The sequence below is a fragment of the Flavobacterium tyrosinilyticum genome, from assembly GCF_023656565.1.
Lineage (GTDB): Bacteria > Bacteroidota > Bacteroidia > Flavobacteriales > Flavobacteriaceae > Flavobacterium > Flavobacterium tyrosinilyticum.
Genome location: NZ_JAMOKG010000002.1, coordinates 787,827 through 805,032 on the forward strand (window position 1 = coordinate 787,827; position 17,206 = coordinate 805,032).

The following is a 17,206-nucleotide window of genomic DNA, read 5'->3' on the forward strand; positions in this document are numbered from 1 at the left end:
AAGAAAAAGAACTTAGAACTGTCAATAATTTTGTTCCTTTGTGAACGTGCCAAAAGCACTATAAACTCCAAAATTACTATCAAAACTATGAAAAAAACAATTCTTTTAACTGCATTAGTTTTAAGCGGATTGACATCTTTTGCTCAGACAAATGATGAAAAAAACATCAAATTATTTTATAAAAAAGCTTTAACCGAATCAAAATGTTACACTTGGTTAGAATATTTGTCTAACGATATCGGGGCTCGTTTGTCTGGATCTAAAGGTGCAGAACTGGCAGTTGACTATACTAAAAGACAATTAGAAAGTTTAGGACTAGATAAAGTTTATTTACAAGAAGTTATGGTACCTCATTGGGTACGTGGCGAAAAAGAAACGGCTTACATTCTTGATGGAAAAGTGAAAACTACTGTGCCGATTTGCGCACTTGGGGGTTCTGTAGCTACTGCAAAAACAGGTCTTACAGCAGAAATAATCGAAGTTCAAGGAATTAAAGAACTAAATGAACTTGGAGCAGATAAAGTAAAAGGAAAAATTGTTTTTTATAACAGACCAATGAATCCTGAAAATATTGAAACTTTTACGTCTTATGGAGCTTGTGTTGACCAAAGATATGCTGGAGCAAAAGAAGCATCAAAATTAGGTGCGGTTGGAACAATTGTTCGTTCTATGAACTTACGTCTAGACGACTTCCCTCATACAGGTGCTCAAAGCTACGGTGATTTGCCAAAAGAACAATATATTCCAACAGCTGCTATTAGTACAAATGGAGCAGAATTGTTGAGTAAATCTTTAAAAAGAAATCCAGCTTTGAAATTTTATTTTAAACAATCTTGCGAAACTTTACCAGATGCATTGTCTTATAATGTAATTGGTGAATTGACAGGAAGCGTAACTCCAGAAAACATTATGGTTGTTGGAGGACATTTAGATTCTTGGGATTTAGCAGATGGTTCTCACGATGATGGAGCAGGAGTAGTACAGAGTATGGAAGTAATTCGTATTTTGAAAAACTTAAACTACAAGCCAAAAAATACGATTCGTGTTGTATTGTTTATGAACGAAGAAAATGGAGGAAGAGGCGGAGCCAAATATGAAGAGGTTTCAAAACAAAATAAAGAAAACCACATTTTTGCTTTAGAAAGTGATTCAGGCGGATTTTCTCCAAGAGGATTTTCAATTGAAGCAGATGATGCTAATTTGAAAAAAATTCAAGGTTACAAAGACCTTTTTGAGCCTTATTTGGTACACAGTTTCACAATTGGCCATGCAGGTTCAGATATTAGCCATTTGACTTCTCAAGCTATTGTAAAAGCAGGTTTAAAACCAGATTCTCAGCGTTATTTTGATTACCACCACGCAGCAAACGATAAATTTGATGCAATCAACAAAAGAGAGCTTGAGCTTGGTGCAGCGACAATGACTACATTAATGTATTTATTAGACCAAAACGGAATTGAAACTAAAAAAGCAAATTAAGACAAAATAATAAATCGAAAGAGGCTGTCTCAAAAGGATAGCTCTTTTTTGTAAGCTTCGGAGAAGCGACATATTTATAGAAAAGGGAAAATGTTTCCAAATATAAAGCTCCGGAGGAGCGACATATTTTTTTTTAATGTATACTATATGTCGCTCCTCTGGAGCTTTTTTCATTTTCTTATTGAAATTCTATAAATATCTTACCCCTCTGGGGTTCGTAGTAGTGTTTTTTTTTGTTAATATGATTTTAAAAGTCAAGATTTCATTACAACCAGATAATACAAAAATGTTATCGGAATGTTAGAAAGGAGAAGCAGTATTTTTATTGCAATTTCTTTTCGCTGTTGAGGTAGATGGATAAATCTTTCCATTAAATGAACAAACATGATTAAATTAACCACAATGGCAGCTAAAGCAAAAGGCCATGCAATAACTAATACCATACCATTTCCGTTTGAAACGATGTAAAGAATAAATAGTATTGTACTGATTGCAAATGTGCCAATAGCTAATTCTGTAGACTGTTTTTCTTCAGAAGGATTATAAATTGTTTTCATGATTTTTAAATTTTAAAAGTTTGCTGAATAGTTTGAATTGGCAAAAAAAGCATTTTTGAAAAATCGAGGTAATGAAAAGCATTTGCCTTTTTCCCTCTTTTAAATTGCTGAATGAAATAGCTCATACGTTTCGGATAAAAAATAGTGCCTGTTAGTATGACCATAAACAAATACAAGCTTTTCTTTCCATTTCCGAGTAAATAATACTGCATTCCGATTTCTTCATAAACTGAAATTCCCGTATTGGTCAGAACATGAATGATGTCGTGATCTTCCAGTTTTTCCTGAATATCAAAATGATTTTTATAAAGAAAACTACCCAAGCTAAATCCTAGGCTCTCTTCAGGATAATCCATTAAAAGGCCTTTCTCAATATTCCAAGGCTGATTCTTCTTGAAATATTTTTGATACGGTTTTTTAGAACATTCATACAGTTTTTCAATCAAATAATCTCTCATAGCTTAGTTTTTTTGTAAAGTTCTTTGAATTTCAAAGTAAATAGATAAATAAAAAAGCTAGAAATAATAAAGCAATCTAGCTTTTTAAAAATATTAATAAGTGTCTAGTACAGTTTTTAAAATAGTAGAATCGGCAAGGTCAGAAGGAGCAACAACTTTTTCCTCTAATGGTATGTTGTTACCATAACGTTCTTTTAGTATTTTCTGAACTCTCGGATCTTGCAAATTAAAATCTTTCAATTCTCTAAGTGGAGACAATTCGATTCCTGCAGCATTTTTATAAATTTTCCAGATCAATTCAGAGCAATATATCCTGTTATCAGTCCATTCAAAATAGGCATCATATTCTTTACCGTCAAACTGCTGGCTGTAGTCTTTCATTTTTTGTAAAACTTCGGGTTTTAAAACACTATCGTCTTTTAGTCGTTTAACGACATATTTATGATCTTTTCCATGTTGGATCCAATCTTCTAACGGAGTAAGCTTTACAGGTTGAACTGCTTCAAAAACAAACCATTTTCCGTTAATATCATAAATGATTCCGCAATGAGAAAACTTCGAATTTGTGGCAATGCGAACTGCCTCACACTGTTTAGATTCTGATGTTTGAAAAATAAGATCTCCGTCTTTAAACTTGCTAACAGCTGTTTTTTCTGTTTTGGATGTTCCAGTAAACGGATTATTCGGAAAAACTTTTATAGCCACGAATAAGGCACAGCTAAAGCTTAAGAAAAAAGTAATAATCGGAAATAAATATTTTTTGTTTTTCATAAAGTAAAATTTAAAGTACTTTGAAGTGCAAAGTAAATAATAAAAAAAATAGCTGCCAAATAAAATGGCAGCTATTTTCTAAAATATATTTTACGAAATATTAGAGTCTAAAAATACCTCCAACAGCAATAATTCTTTGAAAATAAGTAAAGTGCTGAGAAGCTTTATCTTCATTGCTAGTAGTTGTTCTAATGTCTTGCATATTGATGTAACCACCTTTTAGTTCTCCCTGAATATAGAAATGCTTGAAGAAAGTAACGTTTAAACCAGCTTTTGCAGAAACACCATAACCAGAAACGTGAAAATCATCGTGACGTTCTTTACCTAAAAGAGTAGTATTGGTTTTAGGATATAAAACTCCAGCGCCAATACCTTCGGTTAAGTTAATCTGAACTTTATCAATATTTGGTAATCCAAACCATTTAGAAACATCATCAAATCTTGCAACTTCCGTATTAATGTAGTTTAAACCATCTGTATGTTCGTACATTAAAAAAGCTGGACCATTTACATTTATTTCACCATTGCCATAACCGCCTTCTTTCGCTCCTCCTTGGGACATATCGACAGGAGTATTGTTGTAGTTACCATTGTAAATTGACGCGGGATCATCTGCAGGTAAATTGATGTTTCCGGTAACATTTGCGATTTGATTCTGTGACATTACATATTTCATATGGTCAATACCAATTGTAACACTATAATGATCACTAAAAAAGTAACCCAATCTCAAATTGGTTTGAGGAATAGTCATGTTAACAGGATTGATGTAATCAACATGCCATCCTTTTGGTTTGTCATGAGCAGCCATATTCTCAACTGTAAAGTTGTAATCTTTACCTCTAAAGTTTACATCAGATTTTGAGTAGCTTTCTCTGTTACCACCCCACATAACAAAGAATTTTCCTTTATTATGGGCAGCATATTTTTGTACTGGTATTTCTTCCTGAGCAAATGTGTTTAAAGAAACACAAGCCAGTAAGAAAAATAAAATTTTTGTTTTCAAAGAACTTAAGTGTTATAAATTAAAAAGATATAAGTTAAAAGGCGTTTACTGTTTTTCTAATAGCAACTAGTTTGTTCATTAAGCCTTCAAAATAGTCTAAATGAAGCATATTAGCACCATCACTTTTTGCATTTGCAGGATCAAAGTGTGTTTCGATAAAAATACCGTCAACACCAACTGCGATACCCGCTTTTGCCACTGTTTCAATCATGTCAGGTCTTCCGCCTGTAACCCCAGCAGTCTGATTTGGCTGTTGTAAAGAGTGTGTTACATCTAGAACTGTAGAAGCATATTGCTGCATAGTAGGAATACCTCTAAAATCAACAATCATGTCTTGGTAGCCAAACATAGTACCACGATCTGTAACCATAACATTCTCATTATTACAGTCTAAAACTTTTTGAACAGCATGTTTCATGCTCTCCGGACTCATAAATTGTCCTTTTTTTAAGTTTACCACTTTTCCAGTATTCGCAGCAGCCACAACAAGATCGGTCTGGCGTACTAAAAATGCAGGAATCTGTAAAACGTCAACGTATTGAGCTGCCATGTCAGCATCTTCGTTTGTATGGATATCTGTTACAGTTGGAACATGAAAAGTTTCTGAAACTTTTCTTAAGATTTTTAAAGCTTTTTCGTCACCGATACCAGAAAAACTGTCAATTCTAGAACGGTTTGCTTTTTTAAAAGATCCTTTAAATACATAAGGAATCTGAAGATTGTCGGTAATACCAACTAATTTTTCAGCAATTCGCAACGCCATTTCTTCTCCTTCGATAGCACAAGGCCCTGCTAATAAAAAGAAATTTCCGCTGTCAGTATGCTTAATTTGTGGAATATGTTGTAAGTTCATAAAATTATTTTTTGCACTGCAAAGGTAGTTATGATTTATGAATAGCAGATGAAGATTTAAGATTATTTTAAGAACTCGAATAGCTGACTAGGAGCTGAGTAGAATTAACGAATTGCTAAAATTTCTTTAAAACGATTAAATGCTTTTTCCGTGGCAATATTAAAGCATGAAAAGAAATTAATAAATGACATTTATCATGTTCTAAAGCTTTACAGTTTAATTCAAGAAATATTAAGATTTATATCGTATTTCTTTTTGCTCTCCATCTTTTAATTAGAAATTGAATCACAAGGATTAAAATCAGAACAAAAAGTGAAAAGAAACAAGCTACAGCCATTCCTACAAGTGGCATACCACATCTCATAGGATTGGGATATTGTTCATATTGTTTAGAAAAATTATAATCAGCAATATTAAAAGCCACAAGAGAAAGTACAATTTGCAGGATAAAATTGATCCAAGAAATTTGGCTGAATTTAAATAATGCAGGTCTATAGATAGAAAATGTTCCCCAGATTAACTGTGATAATACAGGTAAAATAATCAGCAATAACGGTAATATAGTAAGCATAATGTTAATCTGAGATTATTCTATTTCAACCTCAATCCCATCGGAACCATTAAAATTCCTTTTTCATAAATATTCAAATACAGTTTTACAGGCTTTTTCTGTCCTTCCCATTTCAACTCATAAACATTCAAAAATCCAGCGCCCATATTGCTTCTTTTAGTTGGAAACGGACAACAAGTTTCTAATCTAGTATAAGTGATTTTTTCGCCATTAGGACCAGCCAAAGCATTTAAGAAACGAGTTTCGTTTAAAGTCTCACTATTTGTATTTTGAAAAAATATATTAACAGGATAATCAGGATCATAACCGTACTTTTTGTCTTTAGCAAATTGCGTTATAGCAAACGTATTGTCCTTCTTCAAAATCAAATCAGGTGCATTATCATCAACATTTTTTAAAGTCGATTTTGTGCTTACACAAGAAGAAGCAAAGATTACTAAAACAATTAAAAGTGCTATTTTTTTCATGATTGAGGTGGTTGGAAAAGTTAAACTGTTTGCTGTTCTTTTTTTGGATTTAGTTTTAAAATACCAACTACAATCAGATATTGTGCCAGAAGATAAGTTAGCATAATAAAAAAGGAGCTTTTAGGAATGGGAGCATAAAATTTATTTACAGCCAGAATACTATCAGAAATAATAAAGAAAATAGCCCCTAAAAACACAAGCTGATTTCCTGGTTTTTCCCACACTAAAAATCCGTTGAAAGCAAATAGAAGCATAATTGAAATTACCGAAGCGTAAATAGAAACAGGAATTTCAAGATCTCCTAAATGGGGCATTAATACAGAAACCATCCCGATTAAATAGACTGCGATTAATATGCTGCCAAATATAAAAATTGGTTTGTTTTGTTTTTTTCTAATTCTCTTCTGCTTATTGAAAAGAATGCAGTAGATAATATGTGCAGATAGGAAACATACAAGTCCTAAAATAAAATAAATTTCACCAAGATCTGTAAAAAGTAAGATGACATCTCCAAGCCAAGAGAGTACAAGTGCGGCTAATAAAATATTCTGCGTTGGAAAATTTCTATAAAAGTAAGCGCCAAACCCAATAATTGGTATTAGAATGGGTTTAAGAAAAAGATCAAAACGTTCGTGGCCAGTGAGCAGAATAATGAGGTAAACCACACTAAATGCAGCATAAATTTTAAAAAAAGATGAGTTTCTCATAATAGGGGTTATGAATTGGTATATTGGTTTTGGTTGGTTTTAAAGTCAAAATTAACAAAATAAAGTGTTGCTGAAAAAGATAAAATCAGGTAGGTAAAAATAATATAATTACTAATTGGAATTGTGCGATTTAGCCCAAACCAGTCTCCGTAATAGCCAATAATACTCATTACTATTGCTAATCGGATGCCTTCCCATAAAAGAGCCAATCTATTTTTATCCATTAACTCTGTGTAGCTATATATGGTTATGAAAATAAAAAAACCGTAGATAAAAATATTGGGCAAACCAATTTTGGCAATATTTTCAAACAGATAGCTTACAAATAGTAATGTTATTAAAACTTGTACAACCGACCAGTAAATTAATTTTTGAGAGTTTTGAGTGCCGTATTTCTCAAAATTAAAAACATTTTCAATTTTGTTTACAGGATATTTTTCTTCAAAGTTTTCGGGACGCCAGCCTGTTGGTTTAAACCAAATGGTGAGTTTGTCTTTCCATTTTGGAGCGCGCCAGGCATCTTTTACAAGTAAGCTCAAATGCTGAAAATTTATTTTAATAGGATTCCAGGTATTGGCAGGTCTTGTGATTCCGAAAACAGGAGGAACTTCGTCTAATTCTTCTTGGAAAGTACCAAAAAGTTTATCCCAAAAAATAAAAATCTGAGAGTGGTTTTTGTCTAGATATTCTGGATTGATAGCATGATGAACGCGATGATGCGAAGGAGTTACTAAAATATGCTCCAAAAAGCCCATTTTTTTGATGTGTTTGGTATGATACCAAAATTGTAAAAACAAGTGAACAGGAAGCGTTATCGCAATTACTGAAGCAGGAACACCTAGTAAAGCCGCAGGAATCAATAAAAAAGTAAAGAGATTAACCACACTAGCAATGGGCTGACGTAACGCGCAGGCAAGATTAAATTCTTCACTGCTGTGATGAATAGCATGTTTGTTCCAAAGAAAATTAACCTGATGTGCTAGTCTATGACTCCAATATCCATAAAAATCAATCACAAAAAAGGCTATGAAATAGGATAAAACATTGGATTCTAAGTGCTGTAAGGCAATTTTAGAAACTAGCCATTCATAAGAAAGAAAAGTGATACTGAGTCCTAAAACATCTTTTACAGAATTGGTTATTCCAGAACTAATGCTCGATACGCTGTCTATTAGTGGCGCTGTATCGTTTTTTACATAAATGCCGTATATTTTTTCAATGATAATTAACGTCAAAAAAATGGGCATTGCAATAATCAATATCTTTCCATATTCTTCCATAAAAAAAGCATTCTATTTCGTTCAAATATAGAATAAAATCGAATGCTTTTTAAATTATTGTTAAATTAAACGGTTTTTAATGTGATATTTTGATTTAAAATAAGACAAATAAAAAACGCATTCCATTTTATTCGAATATAGAACAAAACAGAATGCGTTTTTAAATTATGGATCAATTAGACAATTTCGGCGCTAAGTCCAGCTTCCAAAAGTTGTGTGCATTGAGGTTTAAGTTTTTCAATCGGACCCGTTTTTACAGTGCATTTTCCGTTGTAATGAACAATCAAAGAGCATTGTTCAGCTTGTTCAGCCGTATGGTCGCAAACACGCATTAGAGTATCGATTACGTGATCAAAAGTGTTTACATCATCATTATAAACAATGATCTCGTTATTAAAAGCAATGGCTTCTTTTTCGCGAACTCTTTCTCTTACTTTTTCTTTAGTACTCATATCTTATAGGTTTTGTACTGAGTTGATTAGCAGTATCTAATTTACGTATTTTAAAGATACCCAGTTGTTTCTTTGAAACTTTTTAACATAAGTTAATCCCTTTTCAACGCATGAAGCATCAATAAATGGAATGTCTTCTTCATAAAAACCGCTAAAAAGAATAATTCCTTTTGGGTTCAAAGCATCAACATAAGCCTGCATATCGTTCAACAAAATATTTCTGTTGATATTGGCAATGATTAAATCGTATTTTTTACCCGCTAATAAAGCCGCATCGCCCTCATAAACGCTGATATGTTTGCAATTATTGCGTTCGGCATTTTCAATAGAGTTTAAATAACACCAATTGTCAATATCAATAGCGTCAATTGGTTCAGCGCCTTTCATTTCTGCTAAAATTGCTAAAATTGCAGTTCCGCAACCCATATCAAGTGTTTTTAAGCCTTTTACATCCATTTCCAATAAATGCTGAATCATCATATGAGTAGTTTCATGATGACCAGTACCGAAACTCATTTTAGGTTCGATCAAAATATCAAACTCAGCATCCGTTTTTGGGTGAAAAGGAGCTCTTACGTGGCATTTTCCATCAACATCGATTGGCTCGAAGTTTTTTTCCCATTCCTCGTTCCAGTTCACCTGATCGATTTCTTCAATTGTATATTCAATTTTAAACTCTTCAGATTGTAAAATGTAAATATCATCCAGAATATTCTCATCCCATAAATCCTTCTTCACAAAAGCCGAAATTCCGTTTTCTGTTTCTGTAAAACTTTCAAACGCTTTTTCGCCCAATTCAGCCACTAAAATTTCAGAACCTAATTCTTTCGGCTCAATTGTAAAATGATATCCTAAATAGATGTTTGACATAAATAAAAATTTTTGCAAAGATAATCCTTAAATTATAAATTTTCAATTTAAAAATTCCAAATTCTAAAACGAAAAAACCATTCGCACCGCGAATGGTTTTTTGTAAAATCTAAAATCTAAAATCTAAAATCTAAAATCTAAAATCTAAAATCTAAAATCTAAAATCTAAAATCTAAAATCTAAAATCTAAAATCTAAAATCTAAAATTAGATAGCAGTAACAATTGCTAGGAAATCGTCAGCTTTTAAAGCAGCACCTCCAATTAAACCACCATCTACGTCTGGTTTAGAGAAGATTTCTTTAGCATTTTCTGGTTTTACAGAACCACCGTATAAAATAGAAACTTCATCAGCGATTTCAGCTCCAAAAGCTTTACGGATAGTTTCTCTGATAAATTCGTGCATTTCTTGTGCTTGTTCTGGTGAAGCAGTTTCTCCAGTTCCGATAGCCCAAACCGGCTCGTAAGCTAAAACAATTTTAGACCAAGATTCTTTAGCAATATGGAAAACACCATCACGTAATTGATTTTCAACAATATTGAAATGATTATCAGATTGACGATCTTTTAATTCTTCTCCAAAACAGAAAATAACTGTCATGTCATGTTTTAAAGCTGTATCAACTTTGTTTGCAATTAAAGCATCTGTTTCGTGGAAAATAGCTCTACGCTCAGAGTGACCTAAGATTACGGTGTTAACGCCAATGCTAGTTAACATATCTGCAGAAATTTCTCCTGTAAAAGCTCCACCTTCAGCTTGGTGAACGTTTTGAGCAGAAACACCAATAGTTGTATTTTTTAATTTCGCAGCAGCAGCTTGTAAGTTTACAAAAGTTGGAGCTACAATAACTTGTGCATTTGTTTTAGCTGGAATTTTAGCCACTAATTCGTTTAATAATTCTTCAGTTTGCGCAGCATTTTTATGCATTTTCCAGTTTCCTGCAACAATCGATTTTCTCATTTTGGTAGTTTTATATTATTTTTTTGTTTTTGAAAGAAGTCAAAATTTAAATTGAATTTTGACATTGTTATTATTATTGAAAGATTATTTCAATGATTGTAAAGTAGAATTGATTTTCTCAAAATCAGTTTCAATCGCTCTGTATAAAACGATTTTTCCAGTTTTATCAACTACAATGTATCTTGGAATCCAGTCTAAGTCAATAGCTTTTCCAAAAAGCCCTTTCATACCATCATTCATCATATAATGATCGCCTTTATTTAACTCATGTTTTTCGATTCCAGCTTTCCATTTATCAGCCGTTTTATCAGCCGAAATGAATAAGTAAGACACATCAGGATTATTAGCTTGTAGCTCTTTTAATTTTGGCATTGCTTTCACACAATCACCACACCAAGAAGCCCAAACTTCTATCACTAAAGTTTTGCCTTTGTATTTTTTTAAGCTGTTTTTGAATGTAACCTGACTTCCATCAGTGGCTAGTAATTTCTCAGACAGAGCCTCTTTAGAAAAAGCTGTTTTTTGAGCTTGTGAGCAAGAAAAAGAAATAAACGCAATTACGACTAGAACTAATTGTTTCATATTTGATTAAAATTATTTTTTATTAGGGTACTGAATTCACAAAGTTAAACAAACAAATCGAATGCCAATTGTAGATTAACAAAATTTGAAGAGTCGTTTATTTTGTAACAAATCGACGTTTTTTGGTTGAAAAAAGAGTATTGAAATCGTAATAGTTGAGATAGGAAATGGTGTTTTTTCCTAATGGAGGTATTTTGCAAATAAAAAAATGATAAAAATTTTATTTTTTGAAGAAGATTTTAATTCAAAAAAACGTCAGATTGCAATAAAAAAGCCTTCAATAAAATCAAAATTATTGAAGGCTTCCTTGTAAGTTTTTCAATGCTTAATTTAATTCATAATTGCCATTTGCCCATTTTTTGCTCGGAGCAATCCAATTGTCTGCAGCTTTGAACAAAAAGCCGTGTTTTAGACCTGTGTTAAGTTCAATTTCTTTAAAATGATCTATTTTACATTTCGAAGTTTCTTTTCTTTTAATGGCAGAAACTCCATAAATATCTGATTTTTCATAAATGGTTAAAATATTGCCGCAGAAATTAATATCTGGAATTTCTTGAATATCAATATCTCTAAAGCATCCAATGAAAACAAAATTCACATCTGGATTAGAGAGATAAGTCGAAACATATTGGGCAATATAACCACCTTGTGACGTTCCAATTACGGTAATATGATTTGGCGGGACGCCTTTCTTTATAAGCTTTTTGATTTGTTTTGAAATCTTCTTGGCATATTTGGCAGAATTGGTGTTTTTCTTTCTTTTTTCACTAAAAACAATAAAGCCATCTTTTCTATAAGATTCTAAAATCTCATTGTATTCTGCTCTGCCATATTCTGGATGAACTGCATTTAAATCATTTTCTTCAACAAATTTGTTGTGAAAAAAGAAAATGTAACGTTGGTCTTTATTTTTTGTTTGGCTGAAACCTGAAATGCTAAATAAAATGGAGAACGCGAAAATAAGTGATTGAAAGATTCTTTTCATTGATTGGATTAAAGGATTGTAAAGCTGAATTAAAATTGATTTTAGTTTTTTGTATTTATTAGAATTTTATAAATCCCAGTTGTTTTTTCTTCTTCATATTCAGCATTTTTAATTTCAATTGATTTTTTCACGATACCATTACATTGGCTTCCTTTCATTCTCTCCGTAACAACAGATAATTCAAAGGCAGGTTTGTCTCCAATATTTACAGCATATTTAAATGTTCCTGTTTCAAATGCTAATACTAACAGAGCACGATCTGAATTGTTGCTTTTCACATAAGTAGTTTGAATTATCTTATTTTGATTCAAATCTGTTACTGTCACGGGTGTTTTTGGGGTAAAAGTGCCATTGTCAAACAAGTTTGTTCCCGAATCTATATCAACAAATTCAAAAGTATAAATCAAAGGTCCCGTTTCGCAAATTATTTGAGGCGAGTCACATCCTGCAGCAAAAAATAAAACTAGAATAGCGGAAATCTGTAGCAGTTTTTTCATGGTTAAAATAGTTTTTGGTTTGCTCAAATGTAGGATTATTATTCGTAATCTAAAAGTTAACTTTTGACGGAATGCTAAAAATCAAAAACGCCAGCAAACAATACGTTTGCTGGCGTTTTTAATTTTTTTTTGAAGTATTACAATTTCAAATCATCAACATCATTGTAATGCACTTTTTGAGCGATAGTTCCGTCATGTACCACAACAATACTTGGATTTGCTCTTTCGACAGTTTTTAAAGCTGTTCCGTCGCAGAAATAGAAATCAATGTCTAAAGCATATTCTTTTTTGGCTTTAGCAATTTCATCAGCTCCAGAAGCCGTCATTCCAATTACTTTGTAACCTTTTGCTTTTGCATCAGCAGTAACTTTTGCTAATTTTTTCATCCCTTCTGGATTTGATAAATTCAAATCGTAAGTTACATAGATTAACAATTTTGGCTCTTTTAATAATTCTTCTTTATAATCAGAATCATCTTTTGTCATAGTAAAATCGTGAATAGGAGGAACGTACCCTTCAGAGATTACTTTATCTTTTCTGTCAACAAAAACAGCACCTTCTGGAATATTCATTAAATCTTTCTCTGTAAATTCTTTGTCAACGCCATTTACTTTGTAGATAAAAATCATTTCTACAACCGATTTTGGAGCGCCTTCTGGAATTTCCATTCCTTTTTCGATGTTTGTACCTACTTTATACGGGCGGAAATCTTTGATTGGATTATGGTTAATAACCCAAACGGCCATAAAAACACATAAAACAATGCTGACTAAAGTGATAATGTTAGTTACCAATTTAGAGAATAAAGGTTTCACTAATTTTTTGTTGATGAATAAAATCAAGATAAAGAATAGTAAAACAATATCTTTTGTAAATGATTGCCAAGGCGTTAAGTGTAAAGCGTCTCCGAAACATCCGCAATCTTTTACCACATCAAAATAGGCTGAATAGAAAGTTAGGAATGTGAAGAAAACAATCAATAAAAGTAAAGCCCAAATCGTTAGTTTTGATTTATAGCCAACTAAAAGCATTACACCTAAAACTACTTCCAAAATCACTAAAAAGATCGCCAATCCTAAAGCCAATGGCTCTAAAAAAGGCATATTGAAAACAGGTTCGCTGAAATATTCAGCCAGTTTATAAGAGAATCCAACAGGATCGTTTAGTTTGATTAATCCGGAAATGATAAATAGGACACCGACAAATAATCGGGAGAATTGGGTAATGATGTTTTTCATAATGAATATTTAAAAATTCAAATTCCAAACTCCAAGTTTAGCATTGGGAATTTGGAATTTAAAATTTGGAATTTTACTTAGTAATTGGGTTTAAGATTAAAGCAAAAACAGAATAATTAATCATATCCTGATAATTAGCATCGATACCTTCAGATACGATTGTTTTTCCTTTATTATCTTCAATTTGCTTTACGCGAAGGAGTTTCTGCAAAATTAGATCGGTTAAAGAACTCACGCGCATATCACGCCAAGCCTCTCCATAATCATGATTTTTAGCTTCCATTAATTCTTTGGTTAACTTTACTTTAGCATCGTATAATTCAGTTGCTTTTTCTACGTCAAGATCCGGCTGATCAACAACGCCAAGTTCTAACTGAATCAAAGCCATAATAGAATAATTGATGATTCCGATAAATTCTCCTTTTTCATCTTCATCCACTTTACGGACATCATTTTCCTGTAAACTTCTAATTCGTTGTGCTTTTATAAAAATTTGATCCGTCAGCGATGGCAACCTTAAAATTCTCCACGCACTGCCGTAATCTTTCATTTTATTGATAAACAAAGTGCGACAAACCGCTATAACATTATCAAATTCTTGGGAAGTATTCTTCATTTATATGCTGTATATTTGCTAAAATTTCTTCAAAAATAAGGATTAAATTAAAGAGTTTCAAGTTTCAGGTTTTCTTTGTTTCAAGTTTTTTCTAAACAAAGTGTTAACAGCAATAACTTGAAACTAAAAAATGTTTCAAGTTTTAACTTTTCGAACTTACGCAATCTGCATCAACTTGAAACATGAAACATGAAACAAAAATAACAAAACGTATGACGATTAACTGCAAAGGCGAGCTTATAGATTTATCGATTCCTAAAGTAATGGGAATTCTGAATGTTACGCCAAATTCTTTCTTTGACGGAGGGAAATATAAAAACGAAGACGAAATTATTTCGCAAGTAGATAAAATGCTTTCTGAAGGCGCAACATTTATCGATATTGGAGCGTATTCCAGCAAACCAAGCGCTGAGTTTGTAACTGAACAAGAAGAAATTGACCGAATTGTTCCTGCAATCGAATTGATTTTAAAACACTTTCCAAAGACTTTATTATCTATTGACACTTTTAGGGCTGAGGTTGCAAAAGCAAGTATCGAAAGTGGCGCGGCAATTATAAATGATATTGCGGCAGGCGAATTGGATGAAAAAATGTTTGAAGTAATTGCGCATTATAACGTTCCATATATCATGATGCATATGCGTGGAAACCCGCAGACGATGCAGAGTTTGACCCAATATGAAGATATCATTAAAGAAATGCTTTTTTATTTTTCTGAAAAAGTGAAAAAAGCGAGAGCTTTAGGAATCAACGATTTGATTTTAGACCCTGGTTTCGGTTTTGCCAAAACAACAGATCAGAATTATGAAGTCATGCAAAAAATGGAACTTTTTAATATTTTAGAATTACCCATTTTAGCAGGGATTTCAAGAAAATCAATGATTTATAAAACGTTAGATATTACGCCTCAAGAAGCCTTAAATGGAACAACTTTTCTGAATACAATTGCTTTGACAAAAGGCGCTAAAATTCTTCGTGTACATGATGTAAAAGAAGCAATGGAATGCGTTACTTTGTTTAATAAAATGAGTTTGAATACTATTTAAACGATAGTTTTGTCATTCCGAGGAACGAGGAATCACACTAGTATTTCCTCAAAGTATGTCGCCAATCTTTGTCGAGTTTCGAGTGTGATTCCTCGTTCCTCGGAATGACAAAACGTTGTATTAATTCTTTGTGTAAAAAATAAATAAAATGAAATACTTCACCATACTTATGATCTGCCTTTTGTTTTCCTGCGGAAAAAAAGAAGACGTTTTATTACCAAAATCAAATGTTACAATAGTAAAAGATGTACAAGATCATTCGCCGATTTACATCTTTTTCAAAGTTGATGGAAAAGATACAATTGCCGATTTGAATAGAAAAAGTGCCATTATATCAACTAATTGGATTTTCAATATAGACAAACGCTTGCCTTTGAAATTGGTGATGCCACAGGTAATAAAAATGCAAGAGAAAAAGCGTAACGAGAAAATGCATCAGAATGAAGAATCTGAAAACTATTATTCTTATGCAGATTCTATCGGAAAAAATCTGGCTTTTCTTCCTTTCACGAAAGTGTTTTATAAAATGGAAAAACCTACGGCAGGAAGTTTTGTGGTTTACTTTAGAAAAGGTAAAAAACAGGTTTTTATGGGAAATCAGGAAATAAAAATAGCAGAAATACTAAAGCATTTTTACAGTATAAAGTTTGAGAAAGTGCCAGATCTAGTGTTTTTATTTGATAAGAATATGAGTTACGAAGAGTATATTCAATATAAAATTCTACTGCAAAAAGATGTGACTTACAATCTTGACACACTTCCTGTAGAATTCATTTTCTAACTTGAAACTTTAAACCTGAAACAAAAAACTATTGATGATGATAAGGTTCATTTCGTAAAATGGTAAATCCGCGGTACAATTGCTCTATAAAAAACAAACGAACCATTTGATGCGAAAACGTCATTAGCGACAGCGAAACTTTTCCTTGCGCTTTTTTATAAACGGTTTCAGAAAATCCATAAGGACCGCCAATTACGAAAACCAAAGTTTTTATGCCAGAATTCATTTTCTTTTGTAGTTCTTCAGAAAAACCAACGCTTGAGAATGTTTTTCCGTTTTCATCCAACAAAATCAATTGATCGGTTGCAGAAAGTTTAGACAGAATTAATTCGCCTTCTTTTTCTTTTTGCTGACTTTCAGATAAGTTTTTTACATTTTTGATATCGGGAATAATTTCCAGATCAAATTTGATATAAAAGGACAAACGTTTGGTGTAATCATCTATCAAAGTTTGAAGCGATTTATTATCTGTTTTGCCTATGGCTATAAGTTTGATGTTCATTGGTTAATTTTTTTGTCACGAATTGCACGAATTCGCACGAATTTATTTTTGCCACAGATTAAAAGGATTAGAATGATTTCTTTAGATTGTCACCCTGAGCGAAGTCGAAGGGCGTTCCAATTGGACGTAGGCTTCGACTTCGCTCAGCCTGACAAAAACAGCAAATAGAAAATCCTTTTTAATACTTTTAATCTGTGGCAAATAAAAACATTATTTTTTATTTGCAAAGACCGTTTCGAAATGTTCTACAATTGGAAACGGTTCGTAATAATGGTGTAAAATCTTTTTCCATTCCAGGTACGCTTCAGAAGTTCTAAAAACTACTGTGTGATCTTCTAATGTATTCCAATCGACCAATAAAAGACATTTGTTTTCGACTTCCAGACATTTCTCTAATCGATGCCCTAAATAACCATCAATTGAAGAAATGTATTGACTTGCTTTTGTAAAATCGACTTCAAATTGAGAAGTTAATTCTGGTTTAACGAAAAGAAATGCGGCTTCAAGTATCATATTTAAAGGAATTTTA

Annotated in this window: 22 protein-coding genes; 3 read left to right on the top strand and 19 right to left on the bottom strand. The window is 32.3% G+C overall.

Annotated elements, in window-relative coordinates:
• The first annotated feature begins 87 nt into the window (after window positions 1-87).
• Window positions 88-1,479 carry a M20/M25/M40 family metallo-hydrolase gene (locus tag NCC77_RS11230; RefSeq protein ID WP_250835643.1) on the top strand — a complete coding sequence of 464 codons (1,392 nt, stop codon included), beginning with the start codon at window positions 88-90 and terminating at the stop codon, window positions 1,477-1,479.
• A gap of 254 nt (window positions 1,480-1,733) precedes the next feature.
• On the opposite strand, the gene NCC77_RS11235 is transcribed toward NCC77_RS11230, so the two are convergent.
• The 17 genes from NCC77_RS11235 to NCC77_RS11315 all read right to left on the bottom strand — a co-directional run bounded on the left by NCC77_RS11235 (window position 1,734) and on the right by NCC77_RS11315 (window position 14,348).
• Window positions 1,734-2,036 carry a hypothetical protein gene (locus NCC77_RS11235; RefSeq protein ID WP_250835644.1) on the bottom strand — a complete coding sequence of 101 codons (303 nt, stop codon included), beginning with the start codon at window positions 2,034-2,036 and terminating at the stop codon, window positions 1,734-1,736.
• 5 nt (window positions 2,037-2,041) lie between these two features.
• On the bottom strand, window positions 2,042-2,494 hold the full coding sequence (locus NCC77_RS11240) for a ubiquinone biosynthesis protein COQ4 (protein ID WP_250835645.1): 453 nt from the start codon (window positions 2,492-2,494) through the stop codon (window positions 2,042-2,044).
• A 93-nt stretch (window positions 2,495-2,587) separates the two neighbouring features.
• On the bottom strand, window positions 2,588-3,265 hold the full coding sequence (locus NCC77_RS11245; protein ID WP_250835646.1) for a YiiX family permuted papain-like enzyme: 678 nt from the start codon (window positions 3,263-3,265) through the stop codon (window positions 2,588-2,590).
• A 100-nt stretch (window positions 3,266-3,365) separates the two neighbouring features.
• A complete protein-coding gene (locus NCC77_RS11250) occupies window positions 3,366-4,271 on the bottom strand; it encodes a hypothetical protein (protein ID WP_250835647.1) in 906 nt (301 codons plus the stop codon).
• Window positions 4,272-4,305: 34 nt separating this feature from the next.
• Window positions 4,306-5,124 (bottom strand): 3-deoxy-8-phosphooctulonate synthase, encoded by an 819-nt coding sequence (gene kdsA / locus NCC77_RS11255; RefSeq protein ID WP_095927741.1) that lies wholly within the window; start codon window positions 5,122-5,124, stop codon window positions 4,306-4,308.
• A gap of 238 nt (window positions 5,125-5,362) precedes the next feature.
• The gene (locus NCC77_RS11260) at window positions 5,363-5,695 is read right to left on the bottom strand and encodes a hypothetical protein (RefSeq protein ID WP_250835648.1); all 333 of its coding nucleotides are present in this window, start codon (window positions 5,693-5,695) and stop codon (window positions 5,363-5,365) included.
• 20 nt (window positions 5,696-5,715) lie between these two features.
• Window positions 5,716-6,162 carry a 2-dehydro-3-deoxyphosphooctonate aldolase gene (locus NCC77_RS11265; protein WP_095927739.1) on the bottom strand — a complete coding sequence of 149 codons (447 nt, stop codon included), beginning with the start codon at window positions 6,160-6,162 and terminating at the stop codon, window positions 5,716-5,718.
• 20 nt (window positions 6,163-6,182) lie between these two features.
• Window positions 6,183-6,869 (bottom strand): lysoplasmalogenase, encoded by a 687-nt coding sequence (locus tag NCC77_RS11270; RefSeq protein WP_250835649.1) that lies wholly within the window; start codon window positions 6,867-6,869, stop codon window positions 6,183-6,185.
• Window positions 6,870-6,877: 8 nt separating this feature from the next.
• Window positions 6,878-8,149, bottom strand: a complete 1,272-nt coding sequence (locus NCC77_RS11275) for a sterol desaturase family protein (RefSeq protein ID WP_250835650.1) — start codon at window positions 8,147-8,149, stop codon at window positions 6,878-6,880.
• Window positions 8,150-8,325: 176 nt separating this feature from the next.
• On the bottom strand, window positions 8,326-8,601 hold the full coding sequence (locus tag NCC77_RS11280; RefSeq protein ID WP_095927736.1) for an ATP-dependent Clp protease adaptor ClpS: 276 nt from the start codon (window positions 8,599-8,601) through the stop codon (window positions 8,326-8,328).
• Window positions 8,602-8,637: 36 nt separating this feature from the next.
• Complete coding sequence (prmA, locus tag NCC77_RS11285) at window positions 8,638-9,471, bottom strand: 50S ribosomal protein L11 methyltransferase (RefSeq protein WP_250835651.1); 834 nt, start codon at window positions 9,469-9,471, stop codon at window positions 8,638-8,640.
• Between the two features lie 206 nt (window positions 9,472-9,677).
• Window positions 9,678-10,430 (bottom strand): triose-phosphate isomerase, encoded by a 753-nt coding sequence (gene tpiA / locus NCC77_RS11290; protein WP_109192832.1) that lies wholly within the window; start codon window positions 10,428-10,430, stop codon window positions 9,678-9,680.
• A gap of 84 nt (window positions 10,431-10,514) precedes the next feature.
• The gene (locus NCC77_RS11295; RefSeq protein WP_250835652.1) at window positions 10,515-11,012 is read right to left on the bottom strand and encodes a TlpA family protein disulfide reductase; all 498 of its coding nucleotides are present in this window, start codon (window positions 11,010-11,012) and stop codon (window positions 10,515-10,517) included.
• Window positions 11,013-11,337: 325 nt separating this feature from the next.
• A complete protein-coding gene (locus NCC77_RS11300; RefSeq protein ID WP_250835653.1) occupies window positions 11,338-11,997 on the bottom strand; it encodes an alpha/beta hydrolase in 660 nt (219 codons plus the stop codon).
• Window positions 11,998-12,038: 41 nt separating this feature from the next.
• Window positions 12,039-12,494, bottom strand: a complete 456-nt coding sequence (locus NCC77_RS11305; RefSeq protein ID WP_250835654.1) for a hypothetical protein — start codon at window positions 12,492-12,494, stop codon at window positions 12,039-12,041.
• 137 nt (window positions 12,495-12,631) lie between these two features.
• Window positions 12,632-13,732, bottom strand: a complete 1,101-nt coding sequence (locus NCC77_RS11310; protein WP_250835655.1) for a BT_3928 family protein — start codon at window positions 13,730-13,732, stop codon at window positions 12,632-12,634.
• 73 nt (window positions 13,733-13,805) lie between these two features.
• Window positions 13,806-14,348, bottom strand: coding sequence for a DUF1599 domain-containing protein (locus NCC77_RS11315; RefSeq protein WP_250835656.1), 543 nt, complete (start codon window positions 14,346-14,348; stop codon window positions 13,806-13,808).
• A 212-nt stretch (window positions 14,349-14,560) separates the two neighbouring features.
• Here NCC77_RS11315 and folP point away from each other — a divergent pair, with 212 nt between their 5' ends.
• Together folP and NCC77_RS11325 are read left to right on the top strand one after the other, a co-directional pair.
• Entirely contained in the window at window positions 14,561-15,394 is an 834-nt protein-coding gene (gene folP, locus NCC77_RS11320) for a dihydropteroate synthase (RefSeq protein WP_250835657.1), read from the top strand.
• A 148-nt stretch (window positions 15,395-15,542) separates the two neighbouring features.
• On the top strand, window positions 15,543-16,175 hold the full coding sequence (locus NCC77_RS11325) for a hypothetical protein (RefSeq protein ID WP_250835658.1): 633 nt from the start codon (window positions 15,543-15,545) through the stop codon (window positions 16,173-16,175).
• Window positions 16,176-16,203: 28 nt separating this feature from the next.
• Here NCC77_RS11325 and rlmH read toward each other — a convergent pair whose 3' ends face one another.
• Window positions 16,204-16,677, bottom strand: a complete 474-nt coding sequence (rlmH, locus tag NCC77_RS11330; protein WP_008463006.1) for a 23S rRNA (pseudouridine(1915)-N(3))-methyltransferase RlmH — start codon at window positions 16,675-16,677, stop codon at window positions 16,204-16,206.
• Window positions 16,678-16,887: 210 nt separating this feature from the next.
• The gene (locus NCC77_RS11335; protein ID WP_250835659.1) at window positions 16,888-17,190 is read right to left on the bottom strand and encodes an antibiotic biosynthesis monooxygenase family protein; all 303 of its coding nucleotides are present in this window, start codon (window positions 17,188-17,190) and stop codon (window positions 16,888-16,890) included.
• Window positions 17,191-17,206: the final 16 nt, after the last annotated feature.